At 42.0% G+C, this 23,508-nt stretch carries 16 protein-coding genes; 11 read left to right on the forward strand and 5 right to left on the reverse strand.

What is annotated here, in order from left to right:
• Nucleotides 1–204 precede the first annotated feature (204 nt).
• Both U9S71_RS19260 and U9S71_RS19265 read left to right on the forward strand, forming a co-directional pair.
• The gene (locus tag U9S71_RS19260) at nt 205–687 is read left to right on the forward strand and encodes a hypothetical protein (protein WP_326329414.1); all 483 of its coding nucleotides are present in this window, start codon (nt 205–207) and stop codon (nt 685–687) included.
• 34 nt (nt 688–721) lie between these two features.
• Nucleotides 722–2,191 carry a S8 family peptidase gene (locus U9S71_RS19265; RefSeq protein ID WP_326329416.1) on the forward strand — a complete coding sequence of 490 codons (1,470 nt, stop codon included), beginning with the start codon at nt 722–724 and terminating at the stop codon, nt 2,189–2,191.
• A 1-nt stretch (nt 2,192) separates the two neighbouring features.
• On the opposite strand, the gene tnpC is transcribed toward U9S71_RS19265, so the two are convergent.
• The 3 genes from tnpC to tnpA form a co-directional block, all read right to left on the reverse strand.
• Nucleotides 2,193–3,674, reverse strand: a complete 1,482-nt coding sequence (gene tnpC, locus U9S71_RS19270; protein WP_436410342.1) for an IS66 family transposase — start codon at nt 3,672–3,674, stop codon at nt 2,193–2,195.
• A gap of 146 nt (nt 3,675–3,820) precedes the next feature.
• Complete coding sequence (tnpB, locus tag U9S71_RS19275) at nt 3,821–4,174, reverse strand: IS66 family insertion sequence element accessory protein TnpB (protein ID WP_326329419.1); 354 nt, start codon at nt 4,172–4,174, stop codon at nt 3,821–3,823.
• A complete protein-coding gene (tnpA, locus tag U9S71_RS19280) occupies nt 4,174–4,461 on the reverse strand; it encodes an IS66 family insertion sequence element accessory protein TnpA (RefSeq protein ID WP_326329421.1) in 288 nt (95 codons plus the stop codon). The genes tnpB and tnpA overlap by 1 nt, the downstream gene beginning before the upstream one ends.
• A gap of 180 nt (nt 4,462–4,641) precedes the next feature.
• On the opposite strand from tnpA, the gene U9S71_RS19285 reads away from it, so the two are divergent.
• Entirely contained in the window at nt 4,642–5,193 is a 552-nt protein-coding gene (locus U9S71_RS19285; protein WP_326329423.1) for a hypothetical protein, read from the forward strand.
• Between the two features lie 371 nt (nt 5,194–5,564).
• Nucleotides 5,565–5,705 (forward strand): hypothetical protein, encoded by a 141-nt coding sequence (locus U9S71_RS19290; RefSeq protein ID WP_326329424.1) that lies wholly within the window; start codon nt 5,565–5,567, stop codon nt 5,703–5,705.
• 752 nt (nt 5,706–6,457) lie between these two features.
• Here the strand turns inward: U9S71_RS19290 and U9S71_RS19295 are convergent.
• Both U9S71_RS19295 and U9S71_RS19300 read right to left on the reverse strand, forming a co-directional pair.
• On the reverse strand, nt 6,458–6,982 hold the full coding sequence (locus U9S71_RS19295) for a hypothetical protein (protein WP_326329426.1): 525 nt from the start codon (nt 6,980–6,982) through the stop codon (nt 6,458–6,460).
• A 561-nt stretch (nt 6,983–7,543) separates the two neighbouring features.
• Nucleotides 7,544–9,403 (reverse strand): hypothetical protein, encoded by a 1,860-nt coding sequence (locus U9S71_RS19300; protein ID WP_326329427.1) that lies wholly within the window; start codon nt 9,401–9,403, stop codon nt 7,544–7,546.
• A gap of 681 nt (nt 9,404–10,084) precedes the next feature.
• On the opposite strand from U9S71_RS19300, the gene U9S71_RS19305 reads away from it, so the two are divergent.
• The 7 genes from U9S71_RS19305 to U9S71_RS19335 all read left to right on the forward strand — a co-directional run bounded on the left by U9S71_RS19305 (nt 10,085) and on the right by U9S71_RS19335 (nt 23,338).
• The gene (locus U9S71_RS19305) at nt 10,085–11,569 is read left to right on the forward strand and encodes a TolC family protein (protein ID WP_326329428.1); all 1,485 of its coding nucleotides are present in this window, start codon (nt 10,085–10,087) and stop codon (nt 11,567–11,569) included.
• Nucleotides 11,570–11,708: 139 nt separating this feature from the next.
• A complete protein-coding gene (locus U9S71_RS19310; RefSeq protein ID WP_326329429.1) occupies nt 11,709–12,053 on the forward strand; it encodes a LytR/AlgR family response regulator transcription factor in 345 nt (114 codons plus the stop codon).
• 648 nt (nt 12,054–12,701) lie between these two features.
• Complete coding sequence (locus U9S71_RS19315; RefSeq protein WP_326329430.1) at nt 12,702–13,793, forward strand: BF3164 family lipoprotein; 1,092 nt, start codon at nt 12,702–12,704, stop codon at nt 13,791–13,793.
• Between the two features lie 90 nt (nt 13,794–13,883).
• Nucleotides 13,884–15,689: an O-antigen ligase family protein gene (locus U9S71_RS19320; RefSeq protein WP_326329432.1), complete on the forward strand. Its 1,806-nt coding sequence runs from the start codon at nt 13,884–13,886 to the stop codon at nt 15,687–15,689.
• 205 nt (nt 15,690–15,894) lie between these two features.
• Nucleotides 15,895–16,986 (forward strand): efflux RND transporter periplasmic adaptor subunit, encoded by a 1,092-nt coding sequence (locus U9S71_RS19325; protein ID WP_326329433.1) that lies wholly within the window; start codon nt 15,895–15,897, stop codon nt 16,984–16,986.
• Nucleotides 16,976–20,164, forward strand: coding sequence for an efflux RND transporter permease subunit (locus U9S71_RS19330; RefSeq protein ID WP_326329434.1), 3,189 nt, complete (start codon nt 16,976–16,978; stop codon nt 20,162–20,164). The genes U9S71_RS19325 and U9S71_RS19330 overlap by 11 nt, the downstream gene beginning before the upstream one ends.
• A 102-nt stretch (nt 20,165–20,266) precedes the next feature.
• Entirely contained in the window at nt 20,267–23,338 is a 3,072-nt protein-coding gene (locus tag U9S71_RS19335; protein ID WP_326329435.1) for an efflux RND transporter permease subunit, read from the forward strand.
• Nucleotides 23,339–23,508: the final 170 nt, after the last annotated feature.

The raw sequence follows: 23,508 nt of genomic DNA on the forward strand, positions 1-23,508 counted from the left end.
GCCTATTTCGGCTCTTTTTATTTATCTATTTGCGGATTTAAGGTATAAATAAACCTTGAATATTGAGCCCTAGGTAATACTTCTCTTCAATTAGTTACATACCTGAGTTCACCATGAACAATTGTTGGGGCTGTAGCGAGAATTAACATTTTCTCGTTATCTAATTTTGGAGATTACCAATTCAATAAAATAAGGAGAATGATAATGCAAACAAAAAACCAAGTTCTGATCGCCGTATGTATTGTTGCATTCGGATTCCAGCAATTATCATGTTCCAAAACCGAAAATAGGGATGCCAATTGCCTTACAGTGATGATGCCGGATACATTGCGATTCAGTATACTGGATAAAGAAACGAAGAAAGACTTGGTCTTTTCATCGGGTTCTATCTACGAAGCGGAAGACATCCAAGTAATAAGAAAAATAGCGGGGGAACTCAAGCCCGGTTTCCCGATAATCAAGGAAGGAAAAACACCGCATTTTTATATTTTAGCCAGTTCCGCGGAGCCAGTCGACACACTGTATATGCAGATCGGCGACCAGCCGATGGATACTATCACCTATTCGATAAAAAAAGATAAAGAGCAACCATGTCCGACCTATATCCTGGACCAGGTTCGGTTCAACAAAGAAAATCCGGAGCGGAACGCTCATGGAAGGATCGTTCCATTTTATAAAAAGGAGTAAATTACAATTATATAACCTTTTAAATAATTCTATTATGAAAACGATTTTTGTTTCTGCCGATGACAGAACCCAGGTATATTATTATTACCAGAACAATAGACGTTACCTTTTACCAGTGGGCGACCGCGTCCTCATTGGCTTGAAGTCTGAGAAAACAAAGAAGGAGAAAATGGCATTGCTCAACGAGCTGGACGTGGATTCTTCCGTTTTTGATTCGACGAAATCATATCCCGAAGGTCGGGAGTTTGTCTCTGACACATATATTATCGCACACCTGAAGGATGGTTGGCAAAACGCGGACAAAACCAAAATCGCCACTCTTTTGGAAACCAATCCTGAAATTACATTCATTAATTTTTTCTACAAGCCCGACGGCCCGGATGAACTGATTTCATTTACCCTCCAACTCTTTGTACAGACAAAAGACAAGGAATCTCCCGAGAAACACCAAGATCTCCTAAAGAAATACGGGATTGTTAGTGTCGATGAGTTTGACCCGGAATACGGTGTTTTCCTCCTGTCTGTTGGGGAAAAAAGCGACTATACAGCGCTTGAAGCTGCAAACGGTTTACATGAATCTGATCAGTTTGTGTATGCTGAACCCAATTTTTTCAGACTCGCGAAACTATCGCAGTTCATTCCGGATGATGATTTTTACGACGAACAATGGTATCTGCCCAATGTTGGTATGCCCAATGCCTGGCCAAGGTCAAAAGGAGATGGTATACGCATAGCAATTATGGATGTGATGGTTTCAGCAAATCATGACGACCTCGCCCCGAACATGGTTACGGGTTACGACCCCACGGGAATGCCCATCGGGTTTGACACACATGGAACCCAGGTCGCGGGCGTTGCCGCTGCAAGGGGTGACAATGATTTGGGGATCGCAGGGGTTGCTTTTGAGGCGACGATTATCCCCGTAAGGATCGGATTTGCACCAGCGGCAGGCAGTCCGGTTTTCATTTCGAACGAGACGTGGGTAGTCGAAGCATTCAACAGGTGTAGACAACAAAGCGAACTCAACGCGGATGTCATCAACTGCTCTTTCGGTTGGAATAGCCCTACGAATACGCTAACAAACGCCATCACCAATGCCGCTACCAATGGCAGGGGTGGTTTGGGATGCGTTATATGTGCTGCTACCGGCAATGATAATACGAGTGTAGCATACCCGGCAAGCCACACTTCCGTAATAGGTGTGGGAGCTACGAATGGGACGGGGCACAAGGCTTCATTTTCCAATTATGGCACAGGAATAGATTTATCAGCGCCTGGAACGGATATTGTAACGACAACCCCTCCTAACAACTACACTTTGGCTCCGAACACCATAGACGGGACATCGTTTGCCTCACCGGCTGTTGCTGGGGCGGCCGCGCTTATTCTGACAGTGTACCCTAATGCTTCACCGAATTGGGTACGAAACATACTGCGGTCTACAGCCGACCGCACGGGTGGGTACAGCTATGTGGGTGGCTGGTCCTCTGTATCCCCCCTATGAACTACATGTTTGATTCCTGGAGTTTTCTTTTATAATTCTGCGGATAGAGGTCTTTCAGGTTCTTGTGGTTTATGGCCATGATGTTTTCCAGCGTGTATTTCAGCCACTGGAAGGGATTCGCTTCGTGTTTTTTGCAGATGGCGAAGAATGAATATATCATGGCGGCGCGTTGTGCCGCTTCATGGCTGCCGGCGAAGAGGTAGTTCTTCCGGCCGAGGGCAACAGGTCTTATTGCATTCTCGCATAGGTTATTGTCTATCTGCAGGTTCCCGTCATACAGGTAAGCCGATAGCGCATCCCACCTGGCATAGGCATAAGCCATGGCCTTGCCGATCTGGCTTTTGGGCAGGGTGGATTTTATTTCTTTAAAGATCCATTTACCCAATTCGTTGATTACCGGCAGCGAGTCGGTTAACCGGAGTTCCTTGATCTGATCGGCAGCCAACTTTTCCTCCCGGGCCTGTCTTTCTACGGCATACAGTTGCTGTATCATAAGAAGCGCTTTCTCTGCTCTGGGCCTGTCATTATCCAGAGTACGCTCAAACTCACGCCGCGCATGTGCCCAGCAGGCCAGGTGCGTGACATCCTTTTTGCGGCCATATTTCTCATAGACGGCATACCCATCGGTTTGCAGATAACCTTTGAAGGTATCCAGCAGCTTCTTTGCGGCCACCTGTCCGCGCGTGGGCTGGTAGTCAAACAATACCGTCCCGTCCAATGGGGCATGGTATACCCAATAATATCCTTGGTGGGCGGCGCCTTTCTTATCGCTGTCCAATACTTTTATCGGGGTCTCGTCAACCTGTAAATATCCTTTTGATTTCGTGTCGAAGATGAGCTGTTCGTACAGCGGGTGCAGTTTGATCAGTGCCTCCTTTGTCCAGCCTTCGATGGTCGAGGAAGGTATCCGGATGTTTTCCCGGGTGAAGATCTGTTTCTGGCGGTACAATGGCAGGTGGTCCATGTATTTTCCGGTCAGGATCATCGCCAGCAGGCCGGCTCCCGGTATCCCTTTGTCGATGACCCGCTCAGGGAGCTCACCGATCCGTACACCGTCGCCGTTTTTAGCAGCATATTTATAACGGATATAGCGTTTGATATAGAACTTTGCCGGCTCGCATTCAAGTTCTTCGGTCACCTCTTTCCCGATGCACACCATATCCGATAGGTCGCCTTCGGGGTGGATCTCGATCTCTTGGACAGGAAGGTGTTCCGGCAGTTTTGCACGCCCTTTGTGGTTTGGACGTTTACGGATATATTCGATCTTTTCCTTTACTTCTTCCTGCTGCTGTTCCACTTCAGAGGGTGCAGCATCGAAAGGCAGGCTCATCTGGGCCGGGTCGCCTTCAAAGCGTTCGCGGCTCTGGCCGAACTGCATGCGCTGCAGCATTTCTACACGGGCCCTGAGCTGGTCACGTTCCCGGGTGAGGGAATCGATCTTTTCATCCTTGTGGGCGGAGTCCTGCGTTAGGGAATCGACCATCCGTTGCTGCTCGGCAAGAGCCCGGTCACGGCTGGAAATAACCTTTAAAAGGTCTTCTTTTGACAGGTTTTCCAGTGCCGCTTGCATGGCATAAAAATACAAATAACCAGCGGGTTACGCAAGCAAAAAACGATGTTTTTGATTGTTTAAACCACTTTTTTCAGGCTGAACCGGTGCCGCCTGCGGCTCTTCTCCACAACGATCCCCTCAACCATCAGCACCAGTTCGCTCCAGTCGATCTCACCGTGCTTTCCACTGCTTTGCGGTAGCGGGAAGGTGCCGCCCTCCAGCCTTTTGTAATACAGCACAAACCCGCCGTGCTCCCAGTGCAGCAGTTTCATGTGGGTGCGCCGACGGTTCAGAAAGACGAACACATCCCCGCCCGTGGCCCCACGGCCTAAACCGGTGGACACCAGCCCGCAGAGCCCGTCAAATGATTTACGCATGTCACAATGGCCACCGTACAGGTAATAACGGTGCGAGGAACCCAAACTGAACATCAGCCAAGGGCAATCAGCCTGGACAATAATCCCAGGTCGGCAGACGGGACTTCCAGCCGTACGCCGTTGGGATAAATAACGGATAAAACAGCATGGCCCGATGGCCCCGAGGAGCCCATCGGGATAAAACAGCCTCCTCCGTCCGATTGGTCTTCTTTAAACCGGGCAATCCAGTAACCAAACTTGGAAAGGGTGACACCATGCTGCTGGCAGAATTCATTCCGGGTCAATCCGCTCTCGCGCCACTGGCGGACAAGGGTGAACATGTAGTCTCTACGCTCTTTCATAATCATATTATTTTGGGCGTAAAGCTACGGGCACTCAGTTAATCAGAAAATATGTACTTGGTAGGGCGGATACGGTCCTCTGAATTGGGGGCCGGACGTCTGAACGTCCCTTCCGCGCTTGAAAGAGCCATAAATTCCGCATACCCTATTAATGGACCCGGATATCTATGTGGGTCGGCGATGGAGCCCTATTCCGTGCCAACGGCAGGCAGCGTAACTTGGTCTGCCGGTACTGGCATAAATATCAATTCTACGACGGGGGAAGCAAATGGTCTTGTGTCAAATAACGGCATCCTATCACAAGTTACCGCCACAATTAACACTGGTTTTATTATTATCAATAAGAGCCGTAATATTCCGGTAGGCGCCTACCACAACGAGTTTTTCGCCAACGGGTATTCGAGTGCTGGGCTGTATACTTGGGCCTCGATGTATATGCCAATATACTTTACTGATAATGTTACCGACGGTTCAAATACAATTACATTCGGTTACGCTCCCATGATTGGTCTTACAACTGCTAATCCGTGGCTGCCGGGACAACCACCCTGGCCCAAGGGTGGCGTTTCCGGCATCCAGATAGTATCCCAACCCTGGGGTTGGACAAACGTCCAAAATTTAGGGGATGAAATCAGGGTATCCAACGGAGACCCCGAAGGCTTGCTTGAGTTGAAGATGTTCACATCCTGTGGAGAAACGACCGTTATTTTTGACATCCGACGACCGTTTTAATCTGTATTTCATACTTGATTTATTTTAGTGCCGATACATCATTGTTTTACCGGCCCATTTTCCATATACCGGAGTTCTTTAGGATCTCTTGCCTTGGCCAGACATACTCATCGTTCCTATTTTGGAGAATTTTGTATGGACGGGTTAGTGGAGCCCTTTAGGCGTAACTTTGCAAAGAATTGATGGTTTTGAAGCTAAATTCCCATTGCATCGGGCATACGAACGAACACAGGCCATAAGCTTTTAGGCCTGTAGCCTATGTGTGAGAATGCTGCCCGGATTCCTAATGGGCGGGGACAAACCGTGGTTGAAAACCATAAATAGTTAAGAGTGGATAAAAATCGGGTTTGTTAAAGAAAAATAGTCGTTTTATGAAACACAAGGTCGGGTGCAAGTGGAAACTCCGCGACCGCAAGGCAGGGAAACCCGTGATTTTCCGGACTACCTTGGACCTGGTGCAAATGGCCATGGGCAGCGGTGGGAGTAAACGCTGCAGAACATTGTGCTTCTAACTTTGCCGTGATAATCGAATTTTTCGTTTCCAGCATTTATCAATCGAGTAGGAAGTAAGGGATTATTTCCCTTACTGTCCTCTCACACCACCCGGCATACCGTTCGGTACCAAGGCGGTTCCTTGCTTTTACATCGGTTATGATGTGTTTGACGTTGTTTTCAGTTATCCTCGTGACACAATCACTCTTACCTATCCTTCGGATTCCGTCCTATTCTTTTGGTAAGGAGCCTCCAATCGGAGCATCTGACTAATCATTTCGGTAACATTCATTTACTGTCTAACTGCAAGGTTCAGTCCTTCGATACTTCGTGAGACCTCCTACTTTCTTTGCAGGCTCGTGTCCGTATCTACTATGACCTCTGCTGACTTCTCACGGCAACTGTTGTCCGTGCTTCCGAAAAAAAACGTCCGCACGTCCGTGAGACCTCCCCGGGTACGAGCGATAACTTTCATCCCATATACCTGTTGCATTTACCATGTTGTCCCCGTGCAGTATGGGACTTCGATTCGTGTTGCTATCTCATCCGGACAACTTTGGCCTTATATGCACTTCCTGTTCGTCAGGCCGGGAGTTTGCCGCCGGCTTCCTTCAGATTCCACCTCGCGGTGGACACCCTTGCCCTTGGCTAACACTTCCTACTGCTAAGCGTGTTCGGGACTTGCACCCTAGAGTTATCGCCCATGCCGGGCGCACACCAAAAAGGCCGCCTCAAAATGAGGCGGCCTGATAACACGGTGGCTCCGGGAAGCCTAAAATGTATGTACAAACTCTTTGTTGCGTTCTTCGAGGAAAATACCGATTTCATCGAAAAAGTCGCCCTCCCAAACCCGGCCCGTATACATTGCTTCGAATTCATTGGTGAGCCGTTCGCTGAGCTCGTATAAGCCTTTGCGCCCTGAGGTAGCCATTACCTGGTTAGCCATAGAACCCCGTACATTTACGGTGCTTGTTAGGTAATAAAAGATTTCGAAGTGTGTTTTGTGCCAGCTGTCGAAGCCATTTGGATGATGTAATTCCTCAATAATATGCTTCTCCATGGAACTGGATTCCCCGAAATGATTTTCCTCACGGTTTAGATCATCGAGCTGTACTGCCGGAACCTCGTGTATGAGGGCAACGATCACATCATGTGTGTCCGGGGTAATGACATCGGAATTAATGTAACCCAAGACATCTTCAAGGGCGGCAGTTACTTCTGTGTCAATTTCAGATGTCGTTAAGTTTTCCTCGACAAAAAATCTCAAATAGACTGTTGCTTGTGCTTCCTTTTGCATGATCATTAAAATTTGAAAGTTAAAAAACGATTAATTCATGCGAATGGTGCCTGGGCTTGTGGTTGAATAAGGAGAATATTCAGGAAGGAAAATGCCGGAGGCTAGGGAGGCTCACTAACTGGAAGGAAGGGACACCCATTGTTCCTTCCGGAATATTTTGTGTGGTTGGCAAAGTGCAATGGGCCGTTTCAACACTGTCCAGAGCTTTGCTGTGAATTAATAGGATACTTCAGAACCTACACGGCACCAGGTATGCGACCTGATACCGGCTTTTGTATGGGTAGGTCTGCAAGCGTGTAAGAGAAACCGCCACCCATTTGTCCGATTACCAATGGCCATATGTTGTTGGCAATTTCATTACCAAAAGCGTGGTCCAAAAGGTTAAGACTAAATTTTGAGGGAGAGTGATATTATATTGAAAAAAGAGGACACCGGAGCGTCTTTAGTCGTACAGTGGGTTTAACCTAAATTTCTTCTAGGGTTCAACCTACAATTTCTTCTAGGGTTCAACCTACAATTTCTGTTATGAAAGTAGCCATAAAAAGGGGCTGGGGAGTTGGACTATCTGAATACCTGCTGCCCATTTTCAATATTGAAAATTCTTTCCTCTACACCTCCGGAATAATTTCGAAGGTATAAAAGCGCATTCAAGGGAACATCTTGATACATTAGTGAATCTGATTCCGATTTTTGTTTTCCAAGTGACTTCCACCCTTCCTTTGTTGAAACGAAAAGTTCATAGTCATGGTCGATTTTAATGTAATTATCAAAGTTTCTCGGTGCGTACCGAATTTTCGTGACATTTTTTGCTTGAGCCAAACTGAGGCCTGTCCACCCTTCACCAGTTGTTGAATGATCAAACGAGGTCTCTGTGCGTCCGTCAAAAGCTGAAGTAAATTCATAATTTGTATTATTTTCCCATGCGCCTGCTGTGCCAATAATTTCTCCATTCAATTTAGCGGTGTCGGAAAAAAATTCGATTTCGGCAATATTGCAATGACTGCCTTCGCTGCCCTTGTACCTTAAATATCTGTATTTTCTGGGAGAATCCAACAAGACTTCTGTAAACAATCGGTCAGGCACTTCCTTAATAATATGTAGAGTGTCAGTATTAGTAAATTTAGGATCATTTGACCCCTCAAAGCGGCCATTTACTAACCGACTCACAAAATGCAAATCTCGAATAACGCTGAACTTCGAATATAAAGTTACATCTTTTACTTTTGAAAAATCTGCATCGGGAATAAAGACGAGGTCACGGGACTGTTTGTGTATGTAAAACGGCGAAGAAAGGAACTCGATTTCTGCTCCATTAAAATATGCTATTCTTAAAACGCTTCCACCATCAACATCATTAAACGTAATGCCTCCGTCTTCGTTAAATTCACTCCATGCTATGGGTCTCCATTCAAGCCAAGATGGGGCACATAAAAATGCCATCGCGGGATGTGGTCGATTCTCATATAACGATCCTCTCGAAATATGTAAATCAATTAAATTGTTAGCGTAAAATTTGGTGACATCAATTGAACGGTTGACATAATTACACAGTTGTCTGGGTATTTCAACATTATTCTCGCTAAATTTTAATACCTCATTCTGATTTTTTGAAAATGTCTTTCTGAATACTTTTGTTTTCAAAGACGATCGATTTGTCATAAATTCAGATACATATAAAATTTCCCCGAAAAAATCTGAATTATAAAGCTCTCCTTCACTATCGACTAACGACACCCAAGAATGTCCAACATTCGCATCGCCCCTCATTGGAATAATATCTACTGAACAAGCAATGCCAAAAGTCCTGAAAAGACTTATTGTAAATTGAGTAAGATCGTCACATGTCCCGGACATTTGTTGAGAGCTTAGGGCATCCAGAGTTGGATATCCAGCAGGCCTTGTCAAAGTGAACCGGGGGTGGCCAAGGCGATTTATCAAACTATCTCTTAACAATTTCGCAACGACAATTGGGTTGGATGATTCCACGTTGTCAACAATAGACGAATATTTTTCGAGAAAAATCGCTCTCCATCTTGTCAATAACTCATTTCCAATTCGATATGGTAATATATACTCACAAAATTCATCAAAACTGTAATGCGCTGTCCATGGATATTTCTGCCAAGACTGAAATGCTAATTCAATATTTTCACACAGATAGGCAGAATCGATCGTTTCTATGTCTAACTTTCTCTTATTGCTTTTCAAATCAAACCCCCCATATACTCTATTAAGTGAATCGAGAATTATATGGGGTTCACTCTTCCTCGAATTTAGCATTTTGAAATAGTCTCTATAATTGGAGATACTTTCTCCTTCATAGTAAGAATAATCAGGCATATTCTCAATCAGAAAAACAGCAGCCAGGTATTTCAAGCTATCGGATTGATATGCAGAATATCTCTTTAGGACCTTTTCCAACTCGCCTCTATTATCGCCAGCCCTTAAAAGTGCCGATTCTAAATCGGATACAGGGTTACTACACGAAAAAAGAAATATTATACTAATAAGTGTGAGGGGAAATCTAAAGAGGTATATCCTAAAAACTAAAGTGTAAAAATGGAACATAATTGAAAATTTAATTGACCGATTTAAACCCAGCATCAGACACATATTTAGCATTTCGTGAAAAATTTAAACTTTTGGGCTTATAATCATTCGACTATCTTTATCAAATTTAAAAATTCAATACCAGAAACAGAAAATTAAAACCGTAAAGATTAATTGCCTTTCAAAATCCAAGCTAAAATGAAAAGAGAGAAAATTATGTAATAAATGTGTTACATTTAAATTCATTTTGGATATATTTCATTAAAATGCCAAAACACTTAAATGCGATGAGAATATTGATGATGTCCCTCTTTTTTGCCACATCGATAGTCTACCAGATGGAAGTTAAATAAAGGCCTGGACACAGCTTTTAAATTATTAAAAAAATAATATACCTTTTACAAATACTATATTATTCATTATTTCTTTGCCAATTAAACAAAAGCCCGGCCCTTGAGACCGTCGAGAGATTCGATCGTTGATAGGTTAAAATTGCAATATAACACTGCTAAAACGTATTATTTCTATAGGCAATATTCAAAATATATAAAAATGAAAAAACGAAGTTTGGTGGCGCATTGGATATTCTCCTGTATCCTTATTTGCAATGGCTTTGTAACTGCCGCTCAAGAGCGAATAATTACGTTGGAAGAAGCCGTTATGCTTGCTCAACGGCATTCATTTGAATACAAGGTGGCATTGAACAGTCATCAGAGCAGTGTCTGGAGCTATCGTAATTATATAGCATCATTTAGGCCAATCTTATATCTTGACGGCACAATTCCTAATTACAGTCGCGCCATAAACAAAATCACACTGCCTAGTGGAGAAGATACGTTTGTACTACAAAATCAAGCCTACAGTACGTTGAATCTTGGGATTAGGCAAAACCTAGCAATAACAGGAGGAGTATTATCAGTTGCTTCATCATTAAACCGGATTGATGTTTTTGGCAGTAATCGACAAAGTATGTATTCGTCAGTCCCAATTTCCATCTCATATTACCAGAATACAATAGGTTATAATCCATTCAAATGGCAAAAAAAAATAGAACCCTTACGTTTTGAATTAGCTGATAAGAAGTTTGTCTCACAAATGGAGGAGATCAGTCGACAAACCGTCAACAAATATTTCCAACTTCTCAACGCCCAAACCCGAACACAACTTTCTCGGCAAAACCTTGCAAAAGCGGACACACTTTACGGAATTTCCAAAGAAAGGCATAAAATGGGGACAGTGGGCCAAAGCGAGCTGCTGCAGTTACGACTTAATGTTCTTAATGCGCAAAACCAGGTAACTCAGGACAGTGTGGACGCTGTACTTGACAGGCAGCAGTTTGCTAGGTATCTTCTTCTTGACCTCGATACTGGCTGGCAACTTGAGGTACCCGACAAAGTTTCATTTTTTGAAGTAGGCTTTGATGATGCTTTAACTAAAGCATATTCCAATAGTGAGCAGGTGATGGAATTCAGGCTACAGCGTTTAGAGGCCGAACAACGGGTAGCACAGGCAAAGGCAGAAAACAGTCTCAAATTCAATGTCCAAGCTAATTTCGGTTTGTCAAATACGGCCCCCTCTTTTCCAAGTCTATTTAATAGAATGGAAAATCAGCAGAATGTGCTGGTAGGGTTTTCTCTACCAATTTTGGATTGGGGATTGGCAAAAACGGAGCGTCTGCGTGCTGAAGCGAACCAAGCAATGGTTGAAAGCCAGATCGAACAAAATCAATTGCAGCTAGAACAGGAGATTTCCCTGTATGTAGCCCGATGGAACTTGCACCGACAACAAATGGAGGTAGCAAGGGAGACACAGGCCATTGCCCTTCAGAATTACGATCTTGAAGTTGAACGTTTATTGCGTGGCATGATATCAATTAACGACCTAAATGCTGCACAAATCCAAAAAGACAATGCCACCAGTGCATATATCGATGCTTTGCGGGCATATTGGGAATTGTACTTCATAATTAGGAAGCTTACATTATATGACTTCAAGAATAATAAGAATTTGAAATATAATCTTCATAATGACCAGTAGTCTTTTGGTCATGTTAATAACTTAAAAAGCGTATTAACTCACACTATAAATAAAAATAAATCTGCCTGCAAGTAAAATCTGTCCCGTACTAATCCAAATTTCTATAAATGAAAAATTAAACCTTTAACAGTAATAAAATATGAAAAACGATAGTACAGATAAGGTAGTTCTAAAAATATCCGGTGGCCTTTTACTTATCGATCCTATGGATATTCTATATTGTCTGGCCGATAGTTCTTACTGCTGGATATATACAAATGATGGAGAAAAAATTCATTTGGGAATGACATTGAAAACTTTACAAGACATGCTTGATTGGCCATACTTCATTCGGGTGGGTCAATCCACGGTAGTTAACATCCACTACGTCCGTTCTATACACAGTAAAAGTAAGAAATTGATGCTCAATGATGGAACTGAACTTGACTATACTTATAAATTTGGATCGTTAAAAGAAAATATAAAAAACTGGTTATGTATGTGAGCATCGACTCAAGCGCTTCAAAATGAATACTAACTGAGACATATAAAATACTTCAAATAAAACTTGAAATACTAATTAGTTTAAAAAGTGCAAGGATATTAATTTAAAAGACTATATAATTGTTGTATCTAATAACATAAAAAAATTCATAAACTTAAAAAAGCAGGGAATGAAACGTAAGTTAAGAAAAACGAGCATTTATGCGGTAGCCACTGCAATGTTTTTGGGATCGCTCTTCCTGAGTATGGAAAAAAACAATCAAAACGAATGGACATTCGGTGTAATTTCTACTTTCGCACAGGGTGAAACCGGGCCCGGTTTAACATGTAAGGCTAGCCCAGTAAGTGGAGGCAGTACGGACCATTATGAATTATCTTGCTCAACATGTTCCTATCAATGGTTAAAATCGTGGTCGGGGCAATCGTCGTGCAGAAATTAATTGTACGAGAATTATATCATTAGTATCCGAAAACATTAATTCGGGTACTAATGATATTTTATTTTTTCCAGAGGCCTTAATTTCAACGAGGATACTGTTCTTGGTATGCTTTTTTATGAATATTTTTTTTTCATGCAATGTTCTAAAATTTTTGATGAGACCTGAACAGGTGCTTATCAAATACGTAAATAAATCTTAAAAGTTAATAAATGAGTATTAAAAACCAAATCCAGGCCGCTCTCTCTTCCATCATAATTGTATGTTTTATTTCATGTCGAGAAAATGATAAAAATAATCAAGACGGCATACAAATCATTGACACCAAGGATCTGGATGAATTAGTCAGCACACACCTGACTACCATAGATTCGAGTTGCTTTCAGGATGGGGAAGTGTTAGATTCAATGCTTTTGCTTATTGATTATTGCAATAGCGATGTTTTCTATGGTTATGATTTAACGACATTCAAACCGTTGGTTGCAACGGGCACAAATGGAAAAGGCCCGGGTGATTTTATTTCAGTACCCTTTTTTAGCGTTTCAAACAACAACACAGAACTAGCGGTTTGGGACCCCTCCGGATATCTGAAATATATTGATGAATTTAACCCTGAAATAAAAGCTTCAGAATCAAGATTTCTCGACCCTCAGTTTATGGGTTCAAGGTATGTTGCTATCGCCGATAATAGAATATATGGTAATAAGTTTAAGTCGGGGAAAGGTAATATTTTTTACCAGGAGGGGAATGGAGGTGGGCTGAGCTGGATTGAACCACCTAGATATATTAAAGATCACGCTTACGGCTTCATACATGGCGAAGAATTTATGCAGCCTTTCCTTGAGAACTGTTTTACAATAGGAGGAGAGGGGGACCGTAAATTTCTCGCCGTAGGTATGAAATATTACAATACGATATATTTTATGGACACCGATGGAAACTTAGTAAAATCTTTCCAGCTGGATATGGAAGGAAACGGTGAAAATATTATTGTTCCTCAAGGAGACCGGAATAGTGAGTTCTTTTCGCCCGAAACTACTGTTTTTGTATATGATGTCTATTCTACAGATAAATTTATATACTTTTTAAGTTATGGATCTTCCTCGTCGAATTTTCGGGAAAAGCATGAAGGTGGAAAATCGCAATTATTCGTTTTTGACATTGATATGAACTTTGTGAAAGGTGTGACTTTAGATAGAAAATTGGGATTCATCTGTGTTTCAAATGATAATGAAAGATTATTTGGTGGCGCAATTGGGAATAGTGGGGTATCCGCAATGGTGGAATATCAGTTAAATTTATAACGTATTGGTGAAAATAGTCTAAAGTTTCACTAACTATTCGTCCGGCAAATCAAAGTATAATCTAATACCCAGCCATATGCTCGCATCCAGATGAAGTTTGTCCACTTGCCGCTCCATATTTTTTTCTTACTGATTTTTTTCAATGCTTTCCTTGCAAACACATCTCTTGCCGACGGACTGTTTTCGGCTAAAGAATTGGGTTTGTATGCCACTGTAGTATATTGTGGCATAGCTGGAAGTATATATTTGTTAGCAAACAAAAGGGTAACTCTCGATCTCAATATAATAGACCTACTGGTTATTTCATTTTTATTGATATTGCCGTTAGGCCAATATTTTATTTTTGAAGAAACGGAGTCGTCTTTTTTGGTTCAACAAATCTCTTACTTAGTGATTTATCTTTCACTAAGACTGCTATTTGATAATTTAAGGCTGCCAATATTAGCATCAGCTGTTGCTGAATCCCTTGGTTTAATTGTTTTTTTCCATTTAGTTTTAGCCATTGCACAATATACAGACTTTCTGCCCGTGCATTACCGAGGCGCTAAAGTAACCGGACTGTTTTTTAATCCGGGACCTTTTGGTATATATTCCTCTGTGTTGAGCGTGCTGTTGTATACTTTTTTCGTTGTCAACTTGATGGCAAAACGTTATCTCTATTCTATTATCCAAGGTGTTGCATTTATTGTGGCGGCTTGGATTGTCATAATTACAGATTCAAGGTCCGCTTGGGTCGGGGGGGTGATCGGTTTGTTTTTGGTTTCTGTTTGGCTGGCATTGAAACTAGGATATTTTGGGAAAATTCGTAAAGTTGGTTGGTTTAAATGGGCGTGTGCCATAATATTGGTAATAGGTCTTTTCGGAGCATGGAAAGCTTATTTATTTAAAAAAGATTCTGCGGATGGAAGATTACTAATTTGGAGTTCAACACTTTCAATGATTGGAGATCATTGTTATACTGGGGTAGGAGGGGGCAATTTTGCTCCACAGTATCTAAACTATCAGTCTTCATACTTTAAAAAAAATGGTTTACAAAACAGGTTTGAAAAATTGGCGGGTGATACACGGTATGCGTTTAATGATGTTCTACAAATTGCCGCTGAATTTGGAATTATAGGATTGATTATATTCTTGGCAATTGTTTTCTTGATACTCAATCAACTCTTCGGAACAACGATAATCACATCCAATGCTGTTTTGATTCTAGGGGGAAGCGGTATTGCTATAATATCGAGCATAATAATAGCCGGCCTTTCAGCCTATCCTTTACAGATGACACCAATTGCCATGGTGTTTTGGTGTGGTGCTGCAATTTCGTCCGGTATTTTTCGGTTTATAAAACCGTTTACAAAGATTATTCCACTGCAAAGAATTTTATTACTTGTATTGCTGTTATCTGTGTCATCCTATTATAGTGTGTATGGAATCAAACGAGGGATTGCGTATCATCGTTGGGGGAGCGCCGAAATGATGGAATCAGGGAAAAAACAAGTGTTGTTGAGAGCTATATACGAAGATCTTAAAGAAAACGGGGAGTTCCTCGCTGAATTGGCAAAAACGTATATTGATAAAAAGCAATATCCGGCTGCGATGTCCTATCTACGAGAAGCGATTTCCCACAGCCCTTCGCCTGCGATTTATTATACGCTTGGCGAATGCTATATGCTTCATGGAAATTTTGAAGAGGCAAAAGAAACTATCAATCAGGTGAAATTTGGTATACCAAACTTAATGCGGCCACGATATCTTTTGGCAAAAATCTCCTTTCATCAGGGTAATATACCTGAGTTCCGAGTTCTTGCCAATCAAGCTCTTAACTTTAAGCCTAAAATAGACAATGTCGAGGTTAAATCAATGAAAGAAGAACTTATGCAACTTCTTAGTGGTGTAGATTAATTTTTTAAAACTATACCAATTAATAGTCTCCAAAGACATTTTCGGTAATCGATTAATTTTTCTTTCTATGCATCGAAGTTCCAATGTGCAAAAGAAATATACCCCACAATGTTGAAACCATAGTTTAAATTCGCTTTCATAACACGGAAATGTTAAATATCTTTGGTTGATGAATATAAAATAACCAAGGAATGAGACTCATTATATGCTAAAAAACACCCACAAGACTTCATGGCTGCATTTTTTTGTGCTTTTTCTAACATCATGCAATCCTGGCAATATAAACAATAAGGCGGTTGAGGAACTTGCTCCCCATGATGAATCGAAGGCCCCAACTGAAGTAGAAGTGGTCGTTTTGGAAGTTAGTGAGTTCAGACAAGAATTGCTAGCCAATGGCAAAATATCAGCAATACAGCAAGCAAACCTGAAGTTTCGCACGGATGGAATTATCAACAACATAACTGTAGGAGAGGGTGACCGTGTAAAAAAAGGACAACTAATTGCTACACTTTCCAACGATGAGCAAAGTCAGGAGCTCAAGCGAGCGGAACTTCAACACACCAAAGCGATTCTCGATTATCAGGACCAACTGCTAAGACTGGGATATAGAATTTCTGACACTGCAGGAATTGATTCGGAAGTATTGCGTATCGCTCAGATACGGAGTGGTTTGAGTAGTTCCGAATTAGAGTTGGAGGTAGCCCAAAGCAGGTTTAAAGACACACGACTTATTGCACCATTTGATGGAAAAGTGGCAAATATGAAGGCAAAGACGCATAACGGTTCAGCTGGATTCGATTACATCTGCACTCTAGTCAATGATCACGGATTTTACATAGAATTTAACGTTTTAGAGCAGGAATTAGGGTTTATCCGAGAAAGCGACTGGATGTATATTTACCCCTTCAGCAATACAGAAGCACGCTACAGCGGAAAGATATCAAATATCAACCCCCAAGTAGACGAATCAGGCATGGTGGCCGTAAAAGGTTTAATTTCCTCCAATGGTGATAGCAAATTAATTGATGGTATGGGTGTGCGGATCTCCATCGGCAGAAACATCCCGGACCAATTGGTTATACCCAAGGAAGCTGTGCTTGACCGTCAGGGTCGCAAGGTTGTCTTCACGGCAACAGAAAACGGGAGGGCAAATTGGAATTATGTGGAAATCGGTTTGGAAAACAGTAACGAATATACGGTTATCAAAGGACTCAAGCCGGGTGATAGAGTTATCCGGGCAGGTAACTTCAATCTAGCGCATGATAAACCGATCACGGTTATAAATCATGCACAATAAAGACTCGAAATACTTCCCATCCTTTAGCATCCTTACAATATCATTGATGCTGAGTCTGATAGGTGTGGCATTGATCCCCCGTCTCTCGATTCAGTTGCTGCCGAGCCATACGTATGCTTCCATTACAGTGCAATGCTCGATGCCTAATGCTTCACCAGAAGTGACAGACTTGGAGCTAACTGCACCTATCGAGCGCGCACTTTCACGATTACGAGGAATAAAAAAAATACATTCAAATTCCGGAGCTGGGACAGTTCGTGTGGACGTGCAACTGGACAAATGGACTGATCCAACGGACTTCCGGCTTGAGGCCTCTACAGTGCTTAGGCAGATAAGCCCACAGCTACCACCCACGTCAACATATCCAGAGGTAAGAATCAATCAACCTTTGGAAGCAAACCCCTACGGCAATGATATTGTAGGCTACACTTTAAGCGGCCCCGCAAGAACGGCCGATATTGCCTTGTTCGCTGAGCAAAGACTTCGGCCGATACTTGCCGAAATTAATGGAATACATGCAGTCAGTATTACCGGGTTAAAGCCGGTGATGGTAGTTGTCGAATTAGACCCGCTTCGGCTACAGAACTTAGGTTTAAATATTGACGATCTCCAAGACCATTTGAAAGAGGGCCTTGCTAAAAAAGGCCTCGGTGTGGTGCAATCAGGGGGTATGAAGACTAATCTGGTCATCGAGAGTAGCATCTCTGAAATAAATGATATACCGAGTTTCGCGATAAGTTGTCGAGACGGTAGGGTATTCCATTTACGAGATATTGCAAAAGTTAAAATTGAAGAAGCTGCTTCAAATTCGTATTACAGAATTAACGGAAAAGAGCTTGTATATATCAATATTGCTCCCGAAGCCCATTCCAATAATATCCAATTGGTAGCACAAATACGTTCAGTCTTAGAAAACGTAAGCCAACAGATGGAAGGCGAAGGATACATTTTGGATTTGGCATACGATAATACCGAATATATTAAAGAAGAATTGGAAAAAATCACGATACGTACTGCTTTATCTGTAGCTATCCTGCTTTTATTTGTGATACTGATAACTCGCAAATTGCGTTACCTCATGATAGTAGTCCTTTCACTCGGTGTTAATGTGGCTATATCGTTGTTTTTTTACTACCTCTTGCGTTTAGAGATTCATCTATATTCCCTCGCGGGTATCACGATATCTTTGGGCCTAATTATAGACAATATTATTGTGATCGTGGATGATATCCGACATACGGGTCGCAACAGGATATTCGCGGCCATCTTGGCATCGACAATGACAGCGCTAGGGGCATTGAGTGTTATTTTTTTACTGGAGGAAAATGCACGGATAAACCTTCTGGACTTCGCGATGGCCATTATAGTCAATCTGCTAGTCTCTCTCCCGGTATCATATTTTTTTATCCCCTCACTTTTGGAAAAATGTCCGATAAATACTACCCATGATAAAGTATTTTTCAAACGCCTTCGATATTTAGCTGCTTTTACAAGATTTTACGACCGTCAACTAAAATTCATGATACGTTTTCGCCGGCCGATATTTGTTTTGTTCGTTCTGCTTTTCGGGATTCCATTATTCATGCTACCAACTAAAATTGAGCGTGATGATTGGTTCTCAAAATCGTATAATGCAGTATTTGGCAGCGATTTCTATAACAATACATTACGAGATAAACTGAACACATATCTAGGGGGTGCGCTTTACCTTTATGCTAAAGACAAGGTAAGAACAGATGGTAGCGTAGACGAAGCGGGGCGTGAGGCGTTATACGTGCGGATCACAATGCCAAATGGGGCTACTTTGGAACAGATGGATACCATCGCCCGTAATTTTGAGAATGAACTTAAGAACTATAACCAAGAAATAAAACGGTTCATCACCAGAGTTTCAAGCGCGAACCATGCGTTTATAAGTATTGACTTCCACGAGGAATATGAGAAAACGTTCCCTCAGCATTTGAAGCAGCTTTTGGAAACAAAGGCCGTAATGTCTGGTGCGGCTGACTTTGCAATTTACGGCGTTGGAAGGGGGTTCAGCAATGCGATTACACTTGATAATTTCAATTCAACCATAGAGTTGCGTGGGTACGACTATGCACAATTGCAGGCCATCGCACTAAATATACGCGACACGCTGTTTCGTAATTCGCGTGTTTTGGATGTAGCAATAAATTCTCAAATCCAGTGGTGGCAACAAAGTCTATATGAAGAATTCCTGGTGGGCATCGACCGTTCAGATTACTTGGTGGCACACGGCATTGGACAAAAAGATATAAGCGACATGCTAAAAAAGATCGATGACAGGGCTTTCTACGTAGGAAACATTCAGACATCGCTAGGTGCGAATTCGGAAATAATAATTAGAACAAATGCTGGAAAGCCACCCCCAATGTGGATGGCCATGCATGCCCCTCTAGGGGTTAATAATTCTAACACGCTCCGACTGAAGGATGTTGCAACAGTAGAAAAAGTACGGCTGGGTGACAACATCGTTCGTGAAAATCAAGAGTACTTACTCAATGTTCATTCACATTTTATCGGTACAACTCAACAGAATCGCCCCGTACAGGAACGTATGACAGAAAACATAAGGAGTTCCTTGCCATATGGGTACTCTGTTGAATTAAACCGTTTGGCTGGGTGGGGAACCGACAGCGGGGATTCACGCCATTTTTGGTTAATAGGGGTGGTATTGTTGATCATTTATATTATTTGTGCCATACTACTTGGATCTTTCCGACAGCCTCTTTCGGTGGTTTTGATTATCCCGTTTTCGTTTATAGGGGTATTCTTGACTTTCCATTTTCTAGACTTACAATTCGGGCAGGGGGGATATGCTTCTCTATTAATGCTTAGCGGGTTAGTAACGAACGCCGCCCTCTATATCATCAACGATTTCAACTATATACGAAGGACACGAAAAATATCAAATAATAGAAAGGCATTTGTAAAAGCATTTAATTCAAAGGCAATGCCGATTCTTATTACTACGCTCTCTGCCATACTCAGTCTACTTCCATTCATGATTAGCGGGGATGAGGATGGATTCTGGTTTACCCTATCTGCTGGTACAATTGGCGGTTTGCTCTTTTCAATTCTGGGCGCATACCTTTTACTTCCGATTAGTTTGTTAAAGAAGGTAGATATGTTTGACCATAAAGAATATAATGTGTAATTAGCGTATCATCCGGCATGATGCTGTTCAAAATATAATATCGAACATTCGAATAGACAAGGGTTAAGTTTTATTTAATTAAATGGTAGAATCCGGCATGAAATGATCAGATTTTTAGTCCATAGACCTATTTCAGTACTCGTTAGTTTTTTTGCGCTTCTGCTTTTAGGCATTACGGCGTACGTGTATCTTCCTACTTCGTTGCTGCCGGATAGTGATATCCCAGAAATCGCCGTAGAACTGTCAGGAGAATACATGTCATCGGAAGAAGTAGAGGAACAATTGACAACACCTATCCGAAATGCATTGCTTCAGCTGCACGGACTTGATCGGATAGAGAGTAGATCGATGGAAGGGGAAGGCCTCGTGCTTGTTCGTTTCGAAGCGGGATCGGACATTAGTAAGCGGTTCATTGAAGTCAATGAGAAGGTGGACATGTCGATGAACGGCCTGCCACGGGAAGCTAAACGACCGTTAGTTACCAAAATGCGAGTGGATGATATTCCAGTCTTCCAATTGAATGTTTCTGTAAGTGATAGTCTATCCTCTCCCGCTAAACATGTTGCCGCTAGCGAATTAGTTCGCGGAACCATTGTACGTCGTCTGGAGCAACTGCCAGAAGTGGCCATGGTAGATGCTACAGGATACATGCAGCCACAAGTACGTATCGAGCCAAAGCCAGGCTATCTTGAAAGCCTTGGACTTGATGGAGAAATATTATTGCAGGCTTTCCGCGAAAACGACATAAACCTAGGGAATATCCGTGTCACGGATGGACATTATCAATACTTCCTAAAATTTACGAATGATGTAGAATCCGTAGAGAGTTTAAAAAGCACCCTGATAAATATCAATCATCGATTACTACGATTAGGCGATATAGCCACTGTCACGCTTTCTCATACAGATGAAACGGGTGCTTTTTATAATAACGGCCGTAGGGCGATAAACCTCGCTATCATAAAGCAGTCTTCTGCACGTATGGAGGATTTGCGGGGAGATTTTTATGAGCTGTTAGAGCATATGCAGCACGATTACCCCGATTTGACATTTGAGTTGGCTCAGGATCAGTCCGCTCTTCTTGACAATGCTATTGGCAACCTCCGCCAAGACTTGTGGGTTGGAGGTGTATTGGCCGCACTTTTGATGTTACTATTCATTCGCAGTCTAAAGCCGGCTTTACTTATAATCGTTACAATACCCGTATCATTGGTCATAAGCCAATTGGGATTTTACCTTTTGGGCATTTCCATTAACATTTTTTCCCTTGGCGGATTGATACTCGGCCTCAGTATGATAATCGATAACTCAATTGTAGTGATCGACAACATCAAGAGATATCGAGATGAAGGTTCAGGGGTTGCAGATGCTGCAACTTGCGCGACGGAAGAAGTTGCTCGCCCTATGTTTACCTCTGCACTTACCAACTGCGTTGTATATATTCCACTGATTTTTCTTAGTGGGCTGGCGGGAGCGGTTTTTTTCGACCAAGCGATTTCCGCTACTTTGGGGGTAGTAGCTTCACTTATCGTAGCTATCCTGCTTCTCCCATCATTGTATCATTGGATTTATACTCGAAAAAGTAATTTTCAGGCTAGCAAAAAAGAATTCACCATCAAATCCCGTGTAAACGTTACAGGGTGGTATGAAAAAGGATTAGAGGCTGCTTTTCGTAATCCTGCAGTTCTTATTATACTAGCTCTTGTGTTATTGGCAGCAGGTGTTTTGCTATATACCGCTTTGGAGAGGAAAAGGTTACCCGAAGTATCCCGAAACGATTTTGAAATCATGGTTGATTGGAACGAACCAATCGACATTGAGGAAAATTTGCAGCGAATGAAGCTTCTTCTGAATGGGCTTGACAGCTTGGTCGTCACCAATAACACTTGGGTAGGAGAACAACAGTATCTCCTTGATCATATTGATAGGCAAAGCATGTCTCAAACAACAATGTATATTGCAGCGGAAACCCCTAAAACCGGAAACGATCTCCGGGAAAAAATACTTTCCCGAGGTAGACAATTGTTTCCATCGGCAGTGATGGAAACCAAACGAGCCATGAATGCTTTTGATGCGGTATTCTCTGACCGACAGGCCCCTATTAGGCTATTGGTTGCTGAAAAGAATACTAGAGAGATGCCAGAAATAACCAAAACCCTGAAACTACTTGACTCTTTGCAGAAAATTTTACCGAATTCACGAATAAGTCGTGCTAAACTCGCCGATAAAGTGACGCTTAGAGCCAACACCGAACAAGCGGCACGCTATGGTATAGGTTTGAACGAACTAAATTCCAATATATCTGCCGCCTTCAAGCCTTTGTTAATTGACCACTTTCACAGTGGGCAAGATTTAGTGCCCATAATGTTTTACCCTGTAGATAGTTCATCCATCAGTAAGGTATTATCCAATACGTTCATCCGCAATCAGAGCGGAATGGAAGCACCGCTTTCAGCCTTCGTAACTACAGAATACACCCAATCCTACCAACAAATTACAGGTGGCATACAGGGTCGATACTATGCTGTGGATATTTATAGCGAACAAGCAGAAAGTGATTTGTCAAGCATACATAAGCTCATCATCAAGGAATTTCCTGGATTAGAAGTCATTTACTCAGGTGCCTATTTCGACAACCGTGAACTCATCACAGAAATGGCTGCAATATTGTTGGTTTCTATATTATTGTTATATTTTATTTTAGCTGCCCAATTTGAATCCCTTATACAACCCCTATTCATACTTGTAGAGCTGCCCATAGCTATTTCTGGTGCGTTGCTTTTCCTTTACATAACGGGTAACAGCATTAATATTATGGCTTTAATCGGTATCGTCGTCATGTGTGGAATCATTATAAACGATTCCATATTAAAGATAGATGCGATCAATCTTTACAGACGACAGGGTGTCCCATTAAAGGAGGCAATATTTAAAGGTGGACATAAACGGCTAAAACCTATTATTATGATCACACTCACAAGCATAGGGTCCTTAGCTCCCACACTGTTTATGCACGATATGGGTTCATCTGTACAACAACCCCTGGTGCTCACATTAATTGGCGGCATGGTCGTGGGACTATTGGTGAGTTTATTTATCGTGCCAATATTGTATTGGGCAGTTTATAAAGGGAATTTTAAATTAAATGAAGATGCTCCGCTAAAATCGAAGTAATTTCCAAGAATACAGGCTATTATTGTCAGTTCTCAGACAAGATTCGTAATAAATTAGGGTCATTTGATAACGGTCGCTGTCATCATCGAAAATGGATAATAAATGTTCAATTATATTAAACTCATATATTTTACAATTCTTCCTTTAATCTATACCAGTTGTTCCAGTCT

Origin of the sequence: Parapedobacter flavus, assembly GCF_035818675.1 — a bacterium.
GTDB lineage: Bacteria > Bacteroidota > Bacteroidia > Sphingobacteriales > Sphingobacteriaceae > Parapedobacter > Parapedobacter flavus.